The following is a 21,869-nucleotide window of genomic DNA, read 5'->3' on the forward strand; positions in this document are numbered from 1 at the left end:
CTCCTCCCTTACTGATAATTTGAATCATTATATCACAAAATACAATCAACTAAAATGCTAAATGACCAATATTCACAAAACAAAACATACTAAGATTAGTAGTGAAGAAATCTCCGACGGGAGAGAGTACTCACTGCTTTTTCTTTATGTTAAAGTAGAGGTGTCTTGTTAAGTCGAGGGTCTTTTTGACGCTAGACGTCGTACACAAAACTGGCAAGACACCTGTTTTAGGAAGAATGTTATCAAAGTATGTGGGACGTTCAACGTCGAGTATTGAAAATAACATCACTAAAACAAGGAGTCATTCAAGACAAAGAGGTAATTTCATGAGAGTTGTTTTCGGGATTGATGTGAGCAAGGCAAGCTCAGAGGTAGCGATTTTAGTGAATGGGGAGAAAGTTCATGGCTACACCATGTCCAACGATACCATTGGATTTGCACGTCTCTTGAGCGATTTAAAAACCGTTCAACACCCTGAAATCATCTTTGAGGCGACTGGGGTCTATTCACGGCGCCTTCAGGCATTTCTGGAGGAGAATAACTATGCTTATACACGGCTCAATCCTCTGGAAGCTAAGAAGCAATTGGATAGCCTGCGAGTTCGTAAAACGGATAAGATTGGCGCTGAAAAACTAGCACAATCTCAATTTGTGCTCAATCGTAAGCCAACCCATGTTCAAGAGGAGGTTTATCAAGACTTGCGAGATTTGAGTCGCTTCTATCAAAATCTGACAGAGGATACCGTTCGTACTAAGAACCGCCTTCACAAAGTACTGCAAGTGACCTTCCCAGAAATAGAGTCTATTTTATCAGCGCCAACAGGTGAACAATACTGGTAGCTGGTGAGGGCATTCCCAAGTAAAGCTTTCGTCTTAGACTTGTCTGAGAAAGACTTAGCTGAAATCATCCACCAATCCACTTCAAAGCGGATTTCTGATAAACGAGTGGAGTATCTCGTTGATAAACTGATTGGGTTAGCCAAACAGTCTTATTGTGCTACCAAGAAAACCTCTCCAATGATCGAAGAGGTTCGTTACTATGCTCAGGAATTGGTTAGACTTTCTGAACGTAGACAAGCTGTGCTGGATGAGATGGTGAAATCGACCCAGCCCCTACCAGAGTACGAGATTCTCCTCTCCATCCCTGGTATCGCTGAAACAACAGCCACCTCTATCATAGGCGAATTAGGAGATATTCGCCGTTTTCAGTCTGCCAATCAAATCAACGCCTTTATTGGAATTGATCTCAGACACTACGAATCTGGAAACTTTCTGGCTTAAGAACACATCACCAAACGGGGCAATCCTCATGCCAGAAAGATTCTCTTCAAGACCATTCACAACATTGCTTCGGTCAGTCATACCAAGCCCTATCATATTGCGGACTTTTATGAGAAACGAAAAAGACAATCGCAGACGACTTCAACTAAGCCTCATACGATTGCCTCAATGCATCGCCTCATACAGACAATGTATTACCTCATTACGCATAACAAACTTTACGATTACACTTTAACCCAAAATCATTAAAGCCGTCTATGCTCTATCATTGTAACACCTTACAAAAAATTTCGCTAGGTATGGTGTTGATTTTGTGTACTCTTTTTCCAATCAAAAGAGCCAAAAAGGGCTAGGATAAACTATTAAAATCAAATCAATCATCAATTCTTTGACTGAAAAACATTGAATTGCTTGACAAATGGTAGAAAAATAACTCCATAATCTCTGCAGTGGTGTTACCCACTACAGAAATTATAGAGCCAAAAAAGTTTGGAACTCCCCATCCCAAACTTTTTTACATCCCAAATCCTGTTACTGTCACTCCTAAAAGACGCACACCTTTTGTCTGCTCGTCCAAGCTATCATAAATCTCATGTGCAATGCGCTCAATCTGCTCCGCATCTTGCGTTCTTGTCGCTAAGCTATGCCTTTTTGTCAATGTTGAAAAATCCGCATAGCGAATCTTCAGAACAATCGTCCTACCAGATTTTCCATGCTTTTTTAAACTACGAGCTACCTTTTGTGATAAAAGGGTCAGCTCCTTTTTTATGTCGTCTTCGTTATGGAGCAATTTCCCATAAGTTCTTTCCTTGCCGATAGACTTACGAATACGGTTGACTTTTACTGGTGAATTGCTGATGCCTCTTGCCTTGCGGTAAAGGTCAAATCCAAATCGACCAAACAAGTCAATCAAGGTCATCTCAGGAATTTCTAATAAATCTGCTCCTGTGTAAACGCCCATATCATGCAGCTTTTCCACCGTCTTTTTTCCAACACCGTAAAACTTTGCCACATCCATTTGAGAGAGAAAGGCTTCTGCTTCTTCTGGCAAAATAACCGTCAAACCGTGAGGTTTTTCATAGTCACTAGCTATTTTTGCCAAAAATTTATTGTAGGACACACCAGCAGAACTGGTCAAATGAAGCTCTGTCCATATCTCATGCTGGATTAGCTTGGCTATCTTGACAGCAGATTTCATACCTAACTTATTTTTGGTCACATCCAGATAGGCTTCATCAATACTGATTGGCTCAATCACATCTGTATATCGTTTAAAAATGGCTCGAATTTGCTGACTGACTGCCTGATATTTCTCATAATTTCCCGAAATGAAAATCGCCTGTGGACAACGCTCATAAGCTTCTTTGGAGCTCATGGCTGAGTGAACACCAAACTTTCGTGCCTCATAATTGCAAGTCGAAACAACGCCTCGTCCGCCTGTCAAGCGAGGGTCAGCTCCGATGATAACCGACTTGCCTTTTAGTGCTGGATTGTCTCTTTCTTCTACGGAGGCAAAAAAGGCATCCATATCAATGTGAATGATTTTCCGAGACGTATCATTGATTAAGGGAAAAATTAACATCAATACAGCTCCTTTCTTGACTCTTTTCTTTCCTCCATTATACAATTTTTATCATTTTTTCCAAAATATTTGAAAATATGCTGATTTTTTCAAAAATATAATACAATTTACGCTGATTTTTTAATCTGTATTATAAAAGAAAGTACTTTTATGACCAGATTCCATTTGTGGAAACGATTACTATATGATATACTTATTTTATAAATGTAACAGATTTGTGTTACTAGAAAGATACAAGAGGAAAAAAACATGGTTGTTAAAACTGTTGTCGAAGCACAGGATATTTTTGACAAAGCCTGGGAAGGCTTCAAAGGGGAAGATTGGCGCGAAAAAGCTAGCGTATCTCGTTTTGTACAGGCAAACTACACTCCTTATGACGGAGATGAAAGTTTCTTAGCTGGTCCAACTGAACGCTCTCTTCACATTAAAAAAATTATCGAAGATACAAAAGCACATTATGAAGAAACACGTTTCCCAATGGATACACGTGCTACTTCAATCGCTGATATTCCAGCTGGATATATTGACAAAGATAATGAATTGATTTATGGTATCCAAAATGATGAATTGTTCAAATTAAACTTCATGCCAAAAGGTGGTATCCGTATGGCGGAAACTGCTTTGAAGGAACATGGATATGAACCAGATCCTAAGATGCATGAAATCTTCACAAAATACGTAACAACTGTAAATGACGGTATTTTCCGTGCCTACACAACAAATATCCGTCGTGCACGTCACGCACACACTGTAACAGGTTTGCCAGATGCTTATTCACGTGGACGTATCATTGGTGTTTACGCACGTCTTGCTCTTTACGGTGCAGATTACTTGATGGCAGAAAAAGTCGAAGATTGGAATGCTTTGACAGACATTGATGAAGAAACTATTCGTCTTCGCGAAGAAGTCAACCTTCAATACCAATCATTGAAAGAAGTTGTCCGCCTGGGTGACCTTTACGGACTTGATGTTCGTAGACCTGCTATGAACGTAAAAGAAGCTATTCAATGGGTGAATATCGCTTTCATGGCTGTCTGCCGTGTCGTAAATGGTGCCGCTACTTCACTTGGACGTGTTCCAATCGTTCTTGACATTTATGCAGAGCGTGACTTGGCCCGTGGTACTTTCACAGAATCAGAAATCCAAGAATTTGTTGATGATTTCGTCTTGAAACTTCGTACTGTAAAATTTGCTCGTACAAAAGCATACGATCAACTCTACTCAGGTGACCCAACCTTCATCACAACATCTATGGCAGGTATGGGAAATGATGGTCGTCACCGTGTGACAAAAATGGACTACCGTTTCTTGAATACACTTGACAATATCGGTAACTCACCAGAGCCAAACTTGACAGTTCTCTGGACTGACAAACTTCCTTACTCATTCCGTCATTACTGCATGCACATGAGCCACAAACACTCTTCTATCCAATACGAAGGTGTAACGACAATGGCAAAAGACGGCTATGGCGAAATGAGCTGTATCTCTTGCTGTGTGTCACCACTTGACCCAGAAAATGAAGAACAGCGCCACAACATCCAATACTTCGGTGCTCGTGTAAACGTCCTTAAAGCTCTCTTGACTGGTTTGAACGGTGGTTACGATGATGTTCACAAAGATTACAAAGTATTTGACATCGAACCTATTCGTGATGAAGTCCTTGACTTTGATACTGTTAAGGCAAACTTTGAAAAATCACTTGATTGGTTGACAGACACTTATGTAGATGCTTTGAACATCATTCACTACATGACAGACAAGTACAACTACGAAGCTGTTCAAATGGCCTTCTTGCCAACCCATCAACGTGCTAATATGGGATTTGGTATCTGTGGATTTGCCAATACAGTTGATACATTGTCAGCTATTAAGTATGCGACAGTCAAACCAATCCGTGACGAAAATGGTTATATCTACGACTACGAAACTACTGGCGAATATCCACGTTGGGGTGAAGACGATCCTCGCTCAAACGAATTGGCCGAATGGTTGATTGAAGCCTACACAACTCGTCTGCGCAGCCACAAACTCTACAAGAACGCTGAAGCAACTGTATCACTTCTTACAATCACTTCTAACGTTGCCTACTCTAAACAAACTGGTAACTCACCGGTCCACAAAGGGGTATACCTCAACGAAGATGGTTCAGTGAACTTATCTAAATTGGAATTCTTCTCACCAGGTGCGAACCCATCTAACAAAGCTCGTGGTGGTTGGTTGCAAAACCTCAACTCACTAGCCAGCCTTGACTTTGGCTATGCAGCAGATGGTATCTCTCTCACTACACAAGTTTCACCTCGTGCTCTTGGTAAGACTCGTGAAGAACAAGTGGATAACTTGGTCACAATTCTTGACGGTTACTTTGAAAATGGAGGACAACACGTCAACTTGAACGTTATGGATCTTAAAGATGTCTATGATAAGATTATGAATGGTGAAGATGTTATCGTTCGTATCTCAGGTTACTGTGTCAATACCAAATACCTTACTAAAGAACAAAAAACTGAATTGACTCAACGTGTCTTCCACGAAGTGCTTTCAATGGATGATGCCCTTAGCTAATTCAATTCTATTCTCAAAAACCAGTTGGAAATTCCAGCTGGTTTTCTTCTTTTTTATGCTATAATAGAGGTATTGTTAGTTAAAAGAAAAGGGTGTAAAAATGGTGGAGAAAAGAGATGTAGAAAGGGAAGACAAATTTAATCTAACTGTTGATGTCCTGATGTTAGCAGGTACGCTTCTGCTTCAAAGTGGTTCTGAAATTTATCGGGTTGAAGATACCATGATTCGGATTGCTCATTCTCAAGGAATTATGGATTGTAATGCACTCGCAATGCCAGTTGCCATTTTCTTTTCAATTGAAAACACCAATATTTCGCGTATGAAACGCATCACTCATTCAAATTACAATATCGAAAAAGTGTGCGATGTCAATCAAGTATCGCGTGAACTGGTTAGCGGGGACATCAGTCTTGAAGATGCTTTTGAGAAATTAACTCAGCTAAAAAAGAAAAAAGCGCCTTATACAAATAAACAGCTAACGCTAGCTGCTACTATTAGTGCCCCTTTTTTCTCTATAATGTTTGGTGGCAATCTCTATGATGCGCTCGGCGCTGCTCTTGCGACCTTCTTTGGCTTTGCCTTTTCTCTTTCGGTCAATAAATACGTGCGCATTCCTTTTGTCACAGCTTTTGCAGGAGCTTTTATTTTTGGTCTGCTGGCACAGATCTGGGCGCGCTATTCTGGCTTTCCTTCCAGTGCGGACTTAATCATCGCTGGTGCTGTCATGCCTTTTGTTCCCGGTATTGCTCTGACCAATGCCGTGCGTGATTTGATGACCAATCATCTCAACTCCGGAATGAGCAAAATCTTTGAAACGCTGTTGATCACTTTGGCACTCGGAGCTGGCACTTCCGTAGCTCTCGTCCTAATGAAATAAAAGGTGAATTCATTGACTGTCTTACTACAAGCTGCAGCAAGTTTTCTTGCAATTGTAATGTTCTTAATCGTTTTAAATGTTCAAAAAAGCATGCTCATTCCAGGAGGAGTTCTTGGAATGTTTATCTGGCTTTTGTATTATGTGCTAAAAGGTCCGACAAATGTCATCATTGCTACATTCATCGCAGCCATTATCGGGTCTTGCATTAGTCAAGTGTTGAGCATTCTCTACAAAACGCCTGCGGTCGTCTTTATCTTGGCTATTTTGGCTCCTCTGGTTCCGGGCTACCTTTCCTATCGTACAACCGCCTTTTTTGTCACTGGAGATTATAGTCATGCTATGGTTAATGCTACCTTGGTAGTGATTTTAGCCTTGGTCATTTCAATTGGAATGGCAAGTGGCACGGTGGTGCTCAGACTCTACCATTATCTGCAAAAACACCGTTCTTCGTAATTCAACAAGAACAACTAAACTGTCTAAAGCCCTTCTTATCTTAAGATGGCTTTTTTCTCAGTTTCCACTTGAATTATGATAAAATAGAATAGAATAAGTTTGATATCAAACCGAAAAATATATAGAGGTAATGATGAACATTGGAATTGATAAAATTGGCTTTGCGACAGCCAATTACGTATTAAAATTAGAAAATTTGGCAGAAGCGCGTAACATTGACCCGGAAAAACTAAGCAAGGGACTTTTACTAAAAGAAATCAGTGTCGCCCCAGTCACAGAAGATATTGTAACCATGGGAGCGAGTGCAGCAGCATCTATTTTAACCGAAGAAGATAAACAGGCTATTGACATGGTGATTGTGGCCAGTGAATCTGGAATTGACCAAAGCAAGGCTTCTGCTGTTTTTATTCATGGTTTGCTTGGAATTCAGCCATTTGCGCGTAGTTTTGAAATGAAAGAAGCATGCTATAGTGCTACTGCCGCACTGGATTATGCAAAACTACACGTTGAAAAACATCCAGACTCAAAGGTCTTGGTCATCGCTAGTGATATTGCCAAATACGGGATTGGAACACCGGGCGAACCAACACAAGGCGCCGGTTCGATAGCTATGCTCATCACTAGTCATCCACGAATTCTAGCCTTCAATGAGGACAATGTCGCTCAAACACGAGACATCATGGACTTCTGGCGTCCGAATTATTCCACAACACCCTTCGTCAATGGCATGTATTCCACTCAGCAGTATTTGGATAGCTTAAAAACGACTTGGGCGGAGTACCTAAGACGCAATCAAGTCTCTTTGAAAGATTTTGCAGCAGTTTGCTTCCATTTGCCTTATCCTAAATTAGCTTTAAAAGGTATGAAAAAGATTATGGATAAGAGTTTGCCAATTGAGCAGCAAGAGCAACTACAAGTGAATTTCGATCAATCCATTCTTTACAGCCAAAAGGTGGGGAATATCTACACAGGCTCCCTCTTTTTGGGTCTCCTTTCCCTGCTTGAAAATAGCACGACTCTTAAAGCAGGCGATCGGATTGCGCTCTTTAGCTATGGAAGCGGAGCTGTATCAGAAATCTTTAGTGGTCAACTCGTAGCAGGTTTTAACCAACAACTCAAAGCCAATCGTATGGAAATACTCAATAAGCGCACGCCTTTAAGCATTCCAGATTATGAGAAGGTATTTTTTGAAGAAGCAAAACTAGATGAAAATGGCTCTGCTAACTTCACAGGCTATGAAAATCAAGACTTTGCCTTAGCAGAAATCGTAGAACACCAACGTACATATATCAAGGTGGAAAAATAATATGAAGATAAGTTGGACGGGTTTTTCCAAAAAATCATTGCAAGAACGTTTGCAAATTTTAAAAGACTATCACTTACTAAACGAGGATAATCAAACAAACCTTGAACATAATCACATGCTCCCTCTCTCAACAGCCGACCAAATGAGCGAAAATGTTCTGGCGACATTTGCTCTGCCCTACTCTTTCGTTCCTGATGTTGTGGTAGACGAGGAAGTTTATCAGGTACCTTTCGTAACAGAAGAGCCCTCTGTCGTTGCAGCTGCTAGCTTTGCAGCAAAAATTATTAAACGCTCTGGGGGCTTCAAAACGACTATTCACAGGCGTCAAATGATTGGACAAGTTGCTCTCTATCAAGTAGCAAATATCGAAGTAGCTATAAAAAATATCCAAAACCACAAGCAAGAATTGCTAGAGCTGGCCAATCAAGCACACCCGTCGATTGTCAACCGCGGAGGTGGTGCGCGTGATTTACGTGTAGAATGGCTAAATGACGAAGCTGAATTTTTAGTCGTTTATCTAACAGTTGACACTCAAGAAGCTATGGGCGCCAATATTCTCAATACCATGCTAGAAGCGTTAAAAACACCATTAGAAAAGTTGACTGACGGTAAAAGCCTGATGGCAATTCTATCAAATTATGCAACAGAAGCCTTGGTAACTGCCACCTGTGAAATTGATATTCGTTTTCTCAGTCGAAATAAATCAGAAGCCATTGACATTGCTAAAAAAATCGTGCTGGCAAGCCAATTTGCCAAGCAAGACCCTTATCGTGCCAGCACCCACAATAAAGGCATTTTCAACGGAATTGACGCTGTCGTATTAGCAACAGGAAATGATTGGCGAGCGATTGAAGCAGGCGCGCATGCCTACGCTAGTAGAAATGGTTCCTATCAAGGATTAACTACTTGGTCAATCAAGGAAGCCACTCAAACGCTCTGCGGAGAGATTACTCTTCCTCTTCCCATTGCTACAAAAGGGGGCTCCATTGGGCTCAACCCTACGGTGGAAGTTAGCTTCGATTTGCTAAAACAGCCAACCGCCAAAGAGTTAGCCAGTATTATTGCGTCTATCGGCTTAGCGCAAAATTTTGCAGCTCTAAAAGCGCTGGTCAGCACCGGTATTCAGCACGGTCACATGAAGCTACAAGCCAAATCTCTAGCTCTTTTAGCAGGAGCTAAGGATACAGAAATCGCTCCTCTGGTTTCTCAGCTCATTTCTGAGAAACATTTTAGTCTCAAAAGAGCACAAGAAATTTTAGAAAACATTCGTCAAAAATCATAGAAAAAAAGAATCCGATAAGTGAAAAAACTCATCGGATTTCGTTATTTAGTTGACCTTGTGCTTCTCGCAAACGTCTATACAAAAGATAAGGCACTTGTCTTAGCTCTCTCAAATTTTGGCAACCAAGTGCACACATAATCAAGCGCAAATCTTCTTTCCAACTGTTTACAATCGTGATGACTTCATCCACCGAATGCGTTTCAATCAATTCTAACATGGTGCGTGAAAGTCCTACAGCCTTAGCTCCTAACACAAAAGCCTTCACCATATCAAGCGGCTGCCGTACGCCACCACTCACCAAAATATCCATTTTATCCATCATCGGCTGAGCATTTAGTAAGGCTTGGAGTGTCGATTGCCCCCAATCATTGAGATAGTCTCGATTGCCACCGCGCCTGTTTTCAATATAGGCGAAGCTCGTTCCGCCACGACCAGAAAGATCAACCGTTCGAATACCGAGGTCATAAGCAGTTTCGATCGTTGCCAAATCCATACCAAAGCCAACCTCTTTCAACACTACCGGGACTGTGCTTTGCTCAGCATAATCTTTTAAATGTGCTCGCCAAGTTTTAAAAGAGCGTTCTCCTTCTGGCATGAGCAATTCTTGCATGAGATTGACATGCACTTGCAAAAAAAGAGGATGAAGGTCTGTGATTGCCTGCTGCCCTGAGGAATACGGCTTATCCAGTCCAATATTCGTTGCAAGGAGCAGGTTTGGCTTATCTTGCTTGACAGTATATGAGTCATCTGTTGGATTATTCAAGGCAGCACTGTAAGAGCCTGTGACAAAAAGAATACCGCAAGCTTCTGCAACTTGTGCCAAGCGCTGATTGATGCCCTTCCCTTTCTCACTTCCACCTGTCATAGCATTGATGTAAAACGGAAATTCCCAATCTCTGCCTGCAAACTGCGTCGTCAAATCAATCTCGTCCAAATCATACTTAGGAAGCGAGCAATGAATAAGCTCCATGTCATCAAAACTATTATAAGGCGAATCGTACTCAAGCGCATATCTTATGTGTTCGTCTTTGCGATTTTTACTCATCCATTCCCCACCTTTCCTTATATAAAAGGTCAATTCCTGCCCCCTGCCAACGTTCCACTAAGATTTGACTATCTGTCTCGCTAAATGACAATGCTATGCCGCAGTCACCACCGCCAGCACCGCTACTCTTTGCCACACAGTCCAATCCTTGACTGGCTCTTTTTAAAGCTCTCAGTTTTTCATTGTAAATAGCGGGGCTAAGTTCCGCCAATAGGTGGCTAACCTTTTCTAGGCTTTCTTTCATAATTTCTTTCTCACCAGCAAGCAGCGCCTTCTCCAGTCGAAGAACTTCTTCTTGTGTTTGTGTTAGAAAACTGGATGAAATTGCTGATTTGACCTGATTGATAAGATCTCTAGAAATAGCTGGTTCTTTTGTCCAGCCTACAAAAAAATCAAATGTAAGTTGTGGTTGGATTCTCCGAATGACAGTTCCCCAATCCTGAGCTAATATACTTTCTAAGGGCGACTCATTGATCTGCTCCGCTATTCTTTTGCGGTCAAAAGATTGGTAATAAATCAAATCTTCATAAGCGATACAAGCCACATCTCCCATTGAGCCATTGTCCCCACGTTTAAGAAGGACATAGGCTGCCAGCTTAAAGGTTTCCTCAGCAGATAACGCCAGACCATACAAGGCTGTTATTGCTCGTATGGTTAAAACTACGACACTCCCACTAGAGCCAAGACCAAATTTTTTTCCATCTTGCTCCATTTTTCCAGTAATGGTTAAGAAAAAGGGACGTAGTGAAATGGATCGACTTTGTAAAAACTCATTCATAACAGCAACCGTATCCTGAATGAGACTGTACTCATCATCAGGTGTCAAATCCACAGTATGGTCAAACATATCTGAAAACAACTGATAACGTTCAGAAAAATGAATTTTTCCTGTCATATAAATCGGAATATTTTTCAGAATCGCGCCTTGCCCCGCTGTCAATACAGAGTATTCCCCTGCCAAATACAATTTCCCGCATGTTCTTACTGTTTTAGTCATCTGGCAATTCCTTCGTTTTAGAGACAATGAGGCGGTATTTTTCTGCAAATATCGGCACCAAATGCTCCAAATCTTCTTCCAAACACAGCACTTTTACATTTGGTCCTGCATCCATAGTGAAATAACAACGCTCTCCTTGACTGCGTAATTGTTTGATGAAGTCCATTGCTTCATAGCTTTTTTCGGTCAGGTAAGAAAACACTGGCGTTGCTGTCTGAGTGGTATCATGCATGGCAAGCGCATTTTTTTCTGTTAATTCTCCCACCTTAGCAAAATCATTGTTAGACAAATAAGTCAACATGGCTTTATAATCTTCTTCGGACTGTCTCACCCAATCACTAAATGTCGTGGAGGTTTCTGCACAGCGTTTCATTCCCTCACGACTTGAAATCGGCTTTTTCTGATCATACAAAACCAGCATTATCATCGCTAATTTCAAATCTGTCTTTACTGGATAAATCTCTCCGCTATCCTTGTCCCAAGCTGCAATCGGTCCATAAAAACTCCGTGAGGAAGACCCAGAAGCTAATTTTGCTTTTTGTGCTTGCTCTTTTGTGGACAAGTGCAATTCAAAAAAGTCATTACAAGCCTTAACAAGCGCAGACAAACCGCTTGAACTAGATGAAAGCCCCGCTGCTGTCGGCATATTATTGTTGGTATCAATTCGTACAAAACCAGCTCCTTGAGGACGAAAACGATCTACAATATTGCTCATTTTTTCATGTTCAGCTTGATCTTGCAGAACACCATTGATGTAAAATTCATCTGACTGGGCACTCGCTGGTAAGCTAGACAGAGTTGTTTCTGTGTACATATTTTCCAAGGTCAAAGAAATACTGCTCGTTGCAGGAATTATCTTGACAGTATCTTTCTTACCCCAATATTTGATAATGGCAATATTGGCATAAGACCGCACCTTTACAGACTTTCGATCCATGTGTTTACCGCTCCTTTCTCCCTCAATAAATCAGCTAAACTGATAGCCTTTTCTTTGCTTGCCACTAGAGCGATAATGCAGCCGCCTAGACCACCACCACTCATTTTCGCACCAAGTGCTCCATTTTCTTGCGCTGTGGCAACAAGCCAATCGGCTTCAGGGCAACTCACGCCTAGATTTTTTAAGCTGAGGTGAGCTTTTGACATGGCAATCCCGATTCTCTCTAAATCTTTTACTTTTAAAGCTTCTTCAACTTCATTGGTTAATTTTCCAAGCTGATGAAGATGTGGCAAAGCGGTCATTCCGAGTTGCTCAACTTCTTGGATAGCTTCCCGTGTATGCCCATAAATCCCTGTGTCTGCAATCACAAGATAGGCCCCAAGATTCGTCTCAAACTCTGAAAAACCAACATTTTTGATGAATTTAATAGCACGATCGCTTAAGCATGTCTTAGCATCTAAACCACTCGGATTCATGTGGGCAATCATCTCCGCTCGATTGGCTAAAATTTCCAGAGTTTCCCTATCCAACTCCTGCTCATAGTAATCAAAAACAGCTCGAATCGCAGCAATACTCACTGCCGCAGAAGAACCCATTCCGCGCTTTTCAGGCACCATTGACTCAATCTCACAGCGAATATAAGCCTCTTGCACCCCTAGAAATTCCAAAGAAGCAAAAACCGCCATAGAAAGAGTATCTTCTTCATACAAAATCCACGCATGATCTGACGGCAAAATGCGACAAGTCACTTCAATATTAGTTAAAGGTAGAGCCAAAGCAGGGTAGCCATAGACAACGGCATGCTCCCCTATCAAAATAATCTTACTATGTGCCCGACCGACACCTACTTTTTTTGTCATATTCTCTCTCTACATCACAATACTTCATCTATTATTTTAATATAATTCATAGAAAAAAGCGATCGTTAGTAGTCAATTCCTTTTATATTCCAAACTAATTTATTTCAACTTTTAAAACAGCGAAAAAGAGCAGGAAATCCAGCTCTTATCCTAACTGTCTTCATTTTACAGATTTTGTTTAATCAAATCCATGAGCTCATTGCGGTCTAAAATCCATTGTGCACGTTCGTCTTTCTCATACGTTCGGTTGGAAAGGAAGATGACCGCTTTCTGCTGTAAACGATTAAACATAATAAACGTTCCAGTATAGCCTGTGTGCTGCAACCACTCTTTGTCTAAATCCCAAGCAAGACTGCGTGTTTTTCCAATCTCCTTTGAGAAATTTTTTGTCAAAGTTGCTACAAAGTCATCCTGTAAATAATGCTCCAAAAAGAGCTCCAAATCCCGAACTGTAGAAAACAAGCCTGCACTACCAGCATGTCTGCCCAACACACGCGCTTTGGGGTCATGTACAATCCCTGCTTTCACACCGCGAACCGTTGGCACCGCTTGTGCGACAGGACCAAACGCTGTTTCTTTCATACCCCAAGGCTGAAAAATTTTCCGCTCAAAAATGTCACTCAAAGAAGAATGAAAAATTTCTTCTACCATAAAACCTAGCAACAAAAAATTTACATCAGTATAACGAAAATGCTTGTTATCAAGCACTTTCAAATGATTTAGCGCCTCTTTCAATTCGACCGCATTGAGTGCATCTCGATTGGGGATAAAGGGATCTAGCCCTGATGTGTGAGTAGCCAGCTGACCTACCGTGACAGAATTGTCATGAAAAGCGGGATAATATTGTGTTAGCGGTGCATCTAAATCTAGTTTTTCCTCATGGAATAGAACAGCCAAAATCGTTCCGACACCCACAACCTTGCTGACACTCGCTAAGTCATAGACCAGTCCTGCTTGAGTCTTCTCACCTCGCTCAGGATTGCTCTCACCAAGATAATATTCTTGCCACTCTCCACGAGTATACAAAGCTAAGCTAGCTCCAGGATAGATTTGTTGTGCTATCTGTTCTCCGACTTTTGAGAGCATCTTGCTTGAACTCATACCGCTTCAATCCAAACTTCAATTTGGCTCTCATCTTTGGTCAGGAAAAATTTGCCCGATTTAGGTATAAAATTTTCTCTTCCTTGAAATAAATTGCGCAACGCTTCCACATTAAATTGCTCAACTGTAAATTTAATCATTGCTAAATCCCAAGTTTGAGTACTCTCCGTCAGCAAATCTGGTCCGCTTGCTGGTGAGAATGTTAGAATAGACTGATTTCCTAGCCATTCCTGATAAAAAGTGACTGCTTTTTCCTTATCTGAAGCATTGATATGAATCTGCTCTATAGTAAATTGACTGAGCCCAGCAAAATCCTCTAGCGGCGTAAATGCTGGTGCAATCATCACTCTCTGCAAGGTTGTCCAATCTTCCTCGCTATGCAGTAAAAACGTATCTCCTTCCGGCGAAGTTGCTTCAAAAGCATAGCCATTATCACCTTGGTAAAGATAATCAACTTTGCTGCCACGCGCTAAAAGTGCTTCAATTTCTCGTGAATCGGCTACTTTAATAACAATTTTCGCTAATTTCTTAGTCCCAACAACTTTGCGAGTGCGCATACTGGGCGACTCCTCTAGCTGCAATTTTTCAACTTTTGTCTGATCTCCAAGGCTGACAAAAGCTCCTTCCTCTAGCAAATTTTTCATTCCTAAAGTTTGACAATAAAATGCAAGATTGTTTTTTCGATTATTGATTTTTAATACTGGTATCGTATTTACAATTTTATTTGTTGAACACATAAATTCCTCCAAGCCTTTCTATTTTAAATAATTTTTGTGTATTTTACAAATATTTATGTAAAAATAGAAAAAATTGTGCTATTACTGATAAATATTTTGTGCCACTACCAGCTCATTTGCCGACTCAAATTCATATTGAAGGTAAGACTGATAAGTTCCCGGCGCAATAATCCCACGCATATCTAAAATGGCTGTTCCAGCCTGTCCGATAATGCTATCGGCTAGCAGACAACAATTGGTAGACAGGATAAAATAAGTCTTAAAACGACTTGTTTTAAACTTATATAAACGAGCATTCAACTCATGCTTCAATTTATAAGCATACGTGCGCTTACCATCTTTCAAATTCGCCGGTGGATCCCACACTTCCAACAACTCATCAATCTCAGCCAACCGTTTCTCCACAGCTAGCTTTTGCTCATCTGTCAAAGATAACCCATAACCAAACAAGGTTTTTTTGCTTTCTTCTTTGCACAAATCAATATAAGCGTCTTTATCCACTTTAAACAAAACACCGTCTCCGATCGTGCCAAACAAGCGCTCTGAAAAAACATCATAACTACCATAGGAAATAACTTTTCCTTTATAGCAAATATCAACGTGTCCAATCATCCCAAAAAGATTCTGGTCTGACGTATGGATTAGCACCTCTAAGTCAACTAGCTTTTGTTCGTCTCGAATACGGCTGTAAACCTTTTGGTGTTCTCGTTTTTCGCCCTGCAAAAAACGATTAAAACGATTCAGTTGCTCTGCTGGGAAAAAGGCAGCGATAATGACAGGCAGGTTGATTCGAATACGGCGCCGAAGCTGCTTTTGTTCCACATCGGTGTTGAACATAAGACCGTCTCGAACGTTAGAAAAGCCTAGTAATATCAGATAAATACCAACAATCAAAAATTGCATCCTACCATCCGTGCTAGGAGAAAAGACAGTTGTCAGTCCAATCCCGCCATAAAGCAAGGTATCAAAAAGATAACGGAAACCGCCTTTTAGCTTATTTTGACGGTAAAGAAGATAAGTAATGCCATAGACTGCCGCCGTACACAACTGATAGCAGCCCAATATAATAATGACAATATTGACTGGCAGATTGCTGGCACGGTTAAGAAAGCTAACAACCAGCCCTACCAAAACATGGAGGAGGGCAGAACCAAAACTGATACGATTTTTCTTCACTAAGAAACGGAAAAAAAGATTGATAACTCCGACAAATAAAAAGTAAATGACCAATAAATCTAGGGCAAATTTTGTAAAATCAACACCGTTTTCAATAATAATAACGCCAAAAATAATCGCCAAAATACCGAACAATAGAGTCCGTCTCCCACTTAATCTATCTAATTCCATTTCATCTCTCCCAAATAAAAGGTAGGAATGAGACAAAAATTGCTACTTTGCAAAAAATCCGTTTTGCTGTCTCACTCCCATTACTGTTGTTATCCTTACTCTTTAGTATAGCATTTTATCTTGGTAAGCGTCTAGTCACTTATCTATTTTTTCGCTCAATCTTATCTCTTCGTTATCAAAAAACGGCTCGTAACGAACCGTTTCTTTTTTGTTAACAACTTATCCATAAATTATCTTGTAAAGTGCTACTGCAGCAATACCGGCAAGAATTGGAGATACGACTGGCACCCAAGCATACCACCATTTTGAATCTCCTTTGTGCTCACCAAGAACTGATTTTGGAAGAAGGAAATGAAGAATACGTGGGCCTAAGTCACGTGCAGGGTTCAAACCTGGACCTGTAGGACCACCAAGTGACGTTACCAATGCCATGACAAGGAAACCAAGTGCTAAGTGGGCAACAGCAAGTCCGGCATTGATGTGAGAACCAATTGCAACTTTTCCTTGGATTTGAGTAGCATCCACTCCACGAGTAGCAGCATATTTAACAACTTCTGCACCAAAATAGTTTTTGGTCATGGCCATTGCTGCAAAGAACAAGATAAATGAACCAATAAATTCATTGACAAAACCATTTATCATAGAAGCAGCATGTGATTTCTTGCTTCCGTCATCCGTATTTACAATAGTTGAGAATGAACCCAAAATCGCATTAGGATTTGTTGTTTGCAAATAGTAAGGGCGGTGACTTGCTACTACTAACGCTTGTCCAAATATCGCTCCCAATAATTGTGCAATAATGTAAGGCGCAACTTGTGCCCAAGGGAAGTATCCGCTAATCGCAAGTCCTAGTGTGAATGCAGGATTGATATGATTCCCTGATACATTTCCAAACATAAGAGCAGGAATCATAACCCCCATACCATAACCAACTGCAATGACTAACCAGCCGCTTTGATGACCTTTGGTTCCCTTTAATTCAACGTTGGCAACAGCCCCGTTCCCCAAAATAATGAGAATTGCCGTTCCAAGAAATTCTGTGATATATTTCACAGTCCATGTGACATCCATTTTTATTCTCCTCTTTAATTAAAAAAATTTTAGACAAATCCTATTTTATCAGTTACAATGGATAATGTAAAGGTTATTTTTTGACAAAGTGTAAAAAAGGAGTAAAAATATGCGCTATAATCAGTATAGTTATACACCAGAAACAAACAAAAAAATGCTGGCTGAAATGGAAAGCATTGGATTTTCTTTCCACCCAGAGTATTCTGATAAAGAAAATTTAGAGACTTTTGTACGTAGAACTTTTTTTAATTATAAAAATACAGACTATGCTTTAAAGTCTTTGGTTGCCAATTCAAATACAGACTTACTCAGCTTTTTTACGTCCAATCAGGAATTGACAGCAGAGATTTTTTATACCATTATTTTTCAATTGCTGGGATTTGTGCCCTTTGTTGACTTTGACGATGTAGAAACATTCCGCAAGGACGTAAACTTTCCCATTACCTATGGAAATTTGCTCGAAAATCTCTATCAATTGCTCAATACGCGCACCAAAAACGGCAATCTCTTGATTGATAAGTTGGTAAGCGAAGGCTTGATCCCCGAAGACAATACCTACCACTATTTCAATGGTAAAAGTCTTGCGACCTTTACTAGCCATAATGCTATCCGCGAAGTGGTCTATGTGGAATCGCGCGTGGATACCGACGAAGATGGGCTGCCTGATTTGATTAAGGTCAGCATCATTCGTCCTCATTTTGACGGACAAATTCCTGCTGTCATGACTGCTAGCCCTTATCACCAAGGAACCAACGACAAAGCCAGCGACAAAGCACTTTATAACATGAATGTGAATTTGGTTAAAAAAGAGGCCGGAAAAATCACCGTCCATGACTCTGAAGTTTGCTTGGTTGAACCACAAGGTCAAGCAGTATTGGTGGAGCAAGCAGAAGAAACACTCGGTCATATCGGTACTTACACGCTCAATGATTATTTGCTTCCACGCGGTTTTGCTAATCTATATGTATCGGGTGTGGGAACCAAGGACTCTGAAGGCCTCATGACCAGCGGAGATTATTATCAAATTGAAGCCTATAAAAACGTTATTGATTGGCTCAACGGTCGTTGCCGTGCGTTCACAGACCATACCAGACAGCGAGAAATCAAAGCCACTTGGTCCAATGGAAAGGTTGCTACGACAGGAATTTCTTACCTCGGAACTCTGTCAAATGGGCTAGCTACAACTGGCGTAGATGGTCTTGAGGTCATTATTGCTGAAGCTGGAATTTCTTCTTGGTACAATTACTATCGTGAAAATGGCTTAGTGACAAGCCCCGGCGGCTATCCTGGTGAAGATTTTGACTCTTTGACAGAATTAACTTACTCACGTAATCTTCTAGCGGGCGAACGTCTTCGTCACAATGCCGAGTATCAAAAGAGCCTCAAAACATTAAAAGCAAATTTGGAGCGCGAAACGGGTGATTATAATCAATTTTGGCATGACCGCAACTATCTGATTCACGCACACAAGGTCAAAGCCGAAGTCGTCTTCACTCATGGCTCCCAAGACTGGAATGTCAAACCGCTGAATGTTTACAATATGTTCCACGCACTACCACAAAACATCAAAAAGCATTTGTTTTTCCACAATGGCGCTCACGTTTACATGAACAATTGGCAATCCATTGACTTTCGTGAGTCCATGAATGCACTTCTCAGCAAGAAACTGCTGGGATACAATTCCCACTTTGAATTGCCAACGGTAATCTGGCAAGACAATAGTCAAGCACAGAGCTGGCTGTCACTAAAGAATTTTGGTAATCAAAAACACCACACTCATTTCAATCTAGGTAGTACTACTCAAGATATTCAAAATGCTTACTCCGAGACGGACTACAAGCGTTTTAGCAAGACTTATCAAACCTTCAAAAATGAACTTTTTGACGGAAAAGTCAATCAAGTGACCGTTGATTTTACTTTAGAGAAAGAGTTGTTCCTCAATGGTCCCGTTAAGCTCAATCTGCGCCTAAAATCCAGCACCGATAAAGGTCTGATTTCCGCACAACTATTAGATCTTGGACAAGCTAAACGCCTCACCCCAATTCCTGGCGTCCTTGCACCAAAAGTCATGGACAACGGGCGTTACTACATGCTAGATCATTTAATGGAATTGCCTTTCAAAGAGACACCTCACCGCGTCATCACCAAAGGATTTCTCAACCTACAGAACCGCACCGATTTGCTAACAGTTGAAGAAGTCACACCAGACCAATGGTTAGAATTTTCTTTTGAATTGCAGCCAACCATTTACAAAATGCAATCAGGCAATACACTCCGCCTTGTCCTCTACATAACCGACTTTGAGCATACCGTCCGTGATAATACCGATTATCATTTGACCATTGACCTAGCAAACTCTAGCTTAGATGTGCTAGATATGGTAAAATAAGATGTTAATGTTTGAAAATTAAGGAGAACCAAAACAATGATGAACATGCAAGACTTGTTCCACGATTTTCTAAGTCTGATAATCGTCAGAAATGTTGATTTAAGTCCTTTCTTAATTTACTAAATCAAACTAAAATCACTTAAATCAATACTAATAAGACAAAAAATAGACAACGGCAGTATCTTCTTGATAATTCAAAAACCGCTTTACTTGTAATGAAGTAAAACGGTTTTTATTTTGTTAAATTATTTGCCAATTATAACTGATATGTCTTGGAGGGCAATCTTTTATTGCTATTGGATAAAAACAGTTCTAATGAATTTCCTTGCTTCGTCATAAACATCTGTACTAATATCTGCATAATTCGTAAATACTTTTTCAACCCAAGTATTCCCGTGACCGCTTACCTCTGGCACGAATCTCTCTATTTCTCCGCACTCTAGAATAAAAATATTATAGTCTATTAAGAATTCTTTTATTTCATTGAATAAAGCCATACAATCTCCCTGCGGAATGATATTTTTTCCACCAGATTTTAAAAGTTTCAAACTACTAATATCTCTTAATATTGTTTTTATCCGCTCTGCTACTTTTGGAGACATATATATATCGGCATCAAACGCTTCATTAATTTCAGTTTTTATCCGCTCTTGAGTTTTGACTTGAGAATTCATTTCTCTTTCAAAATTCTCTAAAAATTGTTTATGTTGCTTTTCTATCCTTTTATAACACTGAGACTCAATTGAATTTAACAGTTGCTTCAAGCTATCTATATTATTTATCAAATCAATATCAGCAATAATCTTATAATTAATATTTAGTCTCTTTAATAAAGGTACTATTTTTTTAAACTGCTCCTTTCCTCCAACTGCACAAAATAATGTATTTTGATAAGTTGTTAAATCTTCATATTCCAATATTGCAGAATAAAACTTACAATCACTTTCGTTCTCACACAATACAACCTGATTATAAAATAACCCATTGAGAATATTTGTATACTTCAAATTTTTATCACTGGAAATATTACTGATGCTATCATTGTTAACCAAGTTAAATGTATTATTGTTATCATATCTATCTATTTTTATTATTTTCACCCTTGAAGAAGCCTCTTCTAGAACACCTCTAATAAAATCAATATTATGTGTCGAAATAAATAATTGTTTACCTTCAGACAACCTAACTATATTTTTTCCCAGCACCCTTGCTTGAGGCGGATGCAAAAAAGTTTCAGGTTCATCAATTAAGAATAATGAATGTTCATTCACAATAATAGATGCTAAAACTGCAACTGCATTTCTTATCCCATCTCCTTGGTTATGTAAATCTTCAAATTGTTTCAATTTATTTAAGTTATCACGTTTATTAGATTTAATAACATTACAAATCTCAATACTTTCACCAATTTTATATTTTTTTGTCATATTACCATCTAGGTAGTCTTCATGTACTTCAACAGATTTTTGAAAACCTGAATCTAAAGCTTGGTTTAATTTGCTAATTGACTCCGAATCAATATCAAGTTTTCTCATAATATTTAAATTTTGATTATCAACAATTGAATTAAATTTAATTGGTCTTGTAAGACCTAAACGGTTTTCAGTTGATAAAAATGAAAATAATGCTTTATAAAACTGTTTTTCATCCAAAATATTAGTAAAGTTAAAATCATTAAAAGAATGGTAGACATTTTCTTCTATCATCACATCATAACTACCATGACTATCCTTAACATAATTTCTCTCAAAATAATCTCTCAGTTGTTCTTCAGAAAATCCCGTTGTTTCATAAGTGACTTCTTTAACTAACACTTTGATTTTTGATGTGTCATTCAAATCTTCTCTCAAATCTTTTAATGTACGGCTTTTACCCACATTATTGGGACCAACTAATAATACTATATCGTCTTTATTAAATTTCCATTTATTTCCATCATTAAATGTAATTTCTTTAATAACAACAGATGAATTATCGTTATTTTTCTTCATAATAAATCCTTCCTTTGAAAAATTAACTATAAACTATATATTCACCAAA

General features: G+C 39.6%; 16 protein-coding genes and 1 pseudogene. 7 read left to right on the forward strand and 10 right to left on the reverse strand.

Translation table 11 applies throughout. The features are described from left to right. The first annotated feature begins 326 nt into the window (after positions 1 to 326). Positions 327 to 1,529: pseudogene (locus tag IYQ23_RS04560) on the forward strand (IS110 family transposase). Positions 1,530 to 1,794: 265 nt separating this feature from the next. Here the strand turns inward: IYQ23_RS04560 and dinB are convergent. Next, on the reverse strand, positions 1,795 to 2,862 hold the full coding sequence (gene dinB / locus IYQ23_RS04565) for a DNA polymerase IV (protein WP_003032972.1): 1,068 nt from the start codon (positions 2,860 to 2,862) through the stop codon (positions 1,795 to 1,797). Between the two features lie 249 nt (positions 2,863 to 3,111). Here dinB and pflB point away from each other — a divergent pair, with 249 nt between their 5' ends. The 5 genes from pflB to IYQ23_RS04590 all read left to right on the forward strand — a co-directional run bounded on the left by pflB (position 3,112) and on the right by IYQ23_RS04590 (position 9,345). Continuing rightward, a complete protein-coding gene (pflB, locus tag IYQ23_RS04570) occupies positions 3,112 to 5,427 on the forward strand; it encodes a formate C-acetyltransferase (protein WP_003027063.1) in 2,316 nt (771 codons plus the stop codon). Between the two features lie 100 nt (positions 5,428 to 5,527). Next, positions 5,528 to 6,304: a threonine/serine exporter family protein gene (locus IYQ23_RS04575; RefSeq protein ID WP_106101158.1), complete on the forward strand. Its 777-nt coding sequence runs from the start codon at positions 5,528 to 5,530 to the stop codon at positions 6,302 to 6,304. A gap of 3 nt (positions 6,305 to 6,307) precedes the next feature. Beyond that, entirely contained in the window at positions 6,308 to 6,757 is a 450-nt protein-coding gene (locus IYQ23_RS04580; protein WP_117645269.1) for a threonine/serine exporter family protein, read from the forward strand. Positions 6,758 to 6,890: 133 nt separating this feature from the next. Beyond that, complete coding sequence (locus IYQ23_RS04585) at positions 6,891 to 8,063, forward strand: hydroxymethylglutaryl-CoA synthase (RefSeq protein ID WP_195674227.1); 1,173 nt, start codon at positions 6,891 to 6,893, stop codon at positions 8,061 to 8,063. Position 8,064: 1 nt separating this feature from the next. Further along, entirely contained in the window at positions 8,065 to 9,345 is a 1,281-nt protein-coding gene (locus IYQ23_RS04590) for a hydroxymethylglutaryl-CoA reductase, degradative (protein WP_195674228.1), read from the forward strand. Positions 9,346 to 9,373: 28 nt separating this feature from the next. Here the strand turns inward: IYQ23_RS04590 and fni are convergent, their stop codons facing one another. The 8 genes from fni to gla form a co-directional block, all read right to left on the reverse strand. Further along, on the reverse strand, positions 9,374 to 10,390 hold the full coding sequence (gene fni, locus IYQ23_RS04595; RefSeq protein ID WP_195674229.1) for a type 2 isopentenyl-diphosphate Delta-isomerase: 1,017 nt from the start codon (positions 10,388 to 10,390) through the stop codon (positions 9,374 to 9,376). Further along, positions 10,383 to 11,387 carry a phosphomevalonate kinase gene (locus tag IYQ23_RS04600; RefSeq protein WP_195673668.1) on the reverse strand — a complete coding sequence of 335 codons (1,005 nt, stop codon included), beginning with the start codon at positions 11,385 to 11,387 and terminating at the stop codon, positions 10,383 to 10,385. Before IYQ23_RS04600 ends, fni begins: the two co-directional genes overlap by 8 nt. After that, complete coding sequence (mvaD, locus tag IYQ23_RS04605) at positions 11,380 to 12,324, reverse strand: diphosphomevalonate decarboxylase (protein WP_195674230.1); 945 nt, start codon at positions 12,322 to 12,324, stop codon at positions 11,380 to 11,382. Before mvaD ends, IYQ23_RS04600 begins: the two co-directional genes overlap by 8 nt. Next, positions 12,306 to 13,184, reverse strand: coding sequence for a mevalonate kinase (gene mvk, locus IYQ23_RS04610; protein ID WP_195674231.1), 879 nt, complete (start codon positions 13,182 to 13,184; stop codon positions 12,306 to 12,308). The genes mvaD and mvk overlap by 19 nt, the downstream gene beginning before the upstream one ends. A 165-nt stretch (positions 13,185 to 13,349) precedes the next feature. Continuing rightward, on the reverse strand, positions 13,350 to 14,285 hold the full coding sequence (locus IYQ23_RS04615) for a serine hydrolase domain-containing protein (protein ID WP_195674232.1): 936 nt from the start codon (positions 14,283 to 14,285) through the stop codon (positions 13,350 to 13,352). Further along, positions 14,282 to 15,022, reverse strand: a complete 741-nt coding sequence (locus IYQ23_RS04620; RefSeq protein WP_195674233.1) for a CppA N-terminal domain-containing protein — start codon at positions 15,020 to 15,022, stop codon at positions 14,282 to 14,284. Before IYQ23_RS04620 ends, IYQ23_RS04615 begins: the two co-directional genes overlap by 4 nt. A gap of 81 nt (positions 15,023 to 15,103) precedes the next feature. Beyond that, a complete protein-coding gene (locus IYQ23_RS04625) occupies positions 15,104 to 16,369 on the reverse strand; it encodes a DUF308 domain-containing protein (RefSeq protein WP_195674234.1) in 1,266 nt (421 codons plus the stop codon). Positions 16,370 to 16,588: 219 nt separating this feature from the next. Further along, positions 16,589 to 17,440 carry an aquaglyceroporin Gla gene (gla, locus tag IYQ23_RS04630; protein WP_106384737.1) on the reverse strand — a complete coding sequence of 284 codons (852 nt, stop codon included), beginning with the start codon at positions 17,438 to 17,440 and terminating at the stop codon, positions 16,589 to 16,591. 109 nt (positions 17,441 to 17,549) lie between these two features. Here gla and IYQ23_RS04635 point away from each other — a divergent pair, with 109 nt between their 5' ends. Further along, on the forward strand, positions 17,550 to 19,829 hold the full coding sequence (locus IYQ23_RS04635) for a Xaa-Pro dipeptidyl-peptidase (RefSeq protein ID WP_195674235.1): 2,280 nt from the start codon (positions 17,550 to 17,552) through the stop codon (positions 19,827 to 19,829). Positions 19,830 to 20,122: 293 nt separating this feature from the next. Here the strand turns inward: IYQ23_RS04635 and IYQ23_RS04640 are convergent, their stop codons facing one another. Next, positions 20,123 to 21,820, reverse strand: a complete 1,698-nt coding sequence (locus IYQ23_RS04640) for an ATP-dependent nuclease (protein WP_195674236.1) — start codon at positions 21,818 to 21,820, stop codon at positions 20,123 to 20,125. Positions 21,821 to 21,869 lie beyond the last annotated feature (49 nt).

The organism is Streptococcus sp. HF-100 (assembly GCF_015594635.1).
GTDB classification, from domain to species: domain Bacteria; phylum Bacillota; class Bacilli; order Lactobacillales; family Streptococcaceae; genus Streptococcus; species Streptococcus vaginalis.

What these genes read in the sequence shown, in the direction of transcription:
- mvaD (WP_195674230.1), bottom strand. Translation starts at nt 12,324, where the DNA reads ATGGATCGAAAGTCTGTAAAGGTGCGGTCTTATGCCAATATTGCCATT.
- IYQ23_RS04615 (WP_195674232.1), bottom strand. Translation starts at nt 14,285, where the DNA reads ATGAGTTCAAGCAAGATGCTCTCAAAAGTCGGAGAACAGATAGCACAA.
- IYQ23_RS04620 (WP_195674233.1), bottom strand. Translation starts at nt 15,022, where the DNA reads ATGTGTTCAACAAATAAAATTGTAAATACGATACCAGTATTAAAAATC.
- IYQ23_RS04640 (WP_195674236.1), bottom strand. Translation starts at nt 21,820, where the DNA reads ATGAAGAAAAATAACGATAATTCATCTGTTGTTATTAAAGAAATTACA.
- IYQ23_RS04585 (WP_195674227.1), top strand. Translation starts at nt 6,891, where the DNA reads ATGAACATTGGAATTGATAAAATTGGCTTTGCGACAGCCAATTACGTA.
- gla (WP_106384737.1), bottom strand. Translation starts at nt 17,440, where the DNA reads ATGGATGTCACATGGACTGTGAAATATATCACAGAATTTCTTGGAACG.
- mvk (WP_195674231.1), bottom strand. Translation starts at nt 13,184, where the DNA reads ATGACAAAAAAAGTAGGTGTCGGTCGGGCACATAGTAAGATTATTTTG.
- pflB (WP_003027063.1), top strand. Translation starts at nt 3,112, where the DNA reads ATGGTTGTTAAAACTGTTGTCGAAGCACAGGATATTTTTGACAAAGCC.
- IYQ23_RS04635 (WP_195674235.1), top strand. Translation starts at nt 17,550, where the DNA reads ATGCGCTATAATCAGTATAGTTATACACCAGAAACAAACAAAAAAATG.
- IYQ23_RS04625 (WP_195674234.1), bottom strand. Translation starts at nt 16,369, where the DNA reads ATGGAATTAGATAGATTAAGTGGGAGACGGACTCTATTGTTCGGTATT.
- IYQ23_RS04575 (WP_106101158.1), top strand. Translation starts at nt 5,528, where the DNA reads ATGGTGGAGAAAAGAGATGTAGAAAGGGAAGACAAATTTAATCTAACT.
- IYQ23_RS04590 (WP_195674228.1), top strand. Translation starts at nt 8,065, where the DNA reads ATGAAGATAAGTTGGACGGGTTTTTCCAAAAAATCATTGCAAGAACGT.
- dinB (WP_003032972.1), bottom strand. Translation starts at nt 2,862, where the DNA reads ATGTTAATTTTTCCCTTAATCAATGATACGTCTCGGAAAATCATTCAC.
- IYQ23_RS04600 (WP_195673668.1), bottom strand. Translation starts at nt 11,387, where the DNA reads ATGACTAAAACAGTAAGAACATGCGGGAAATTGTATTTGGCAGGGGAA.
- fni (WP_195674229.1), bottom strand. Translation starts at nt 10,390, where the DNA reads ATGAGTAAAAATCGCAAAGACGAACACATAAGATATGCGCTTGAGTAC.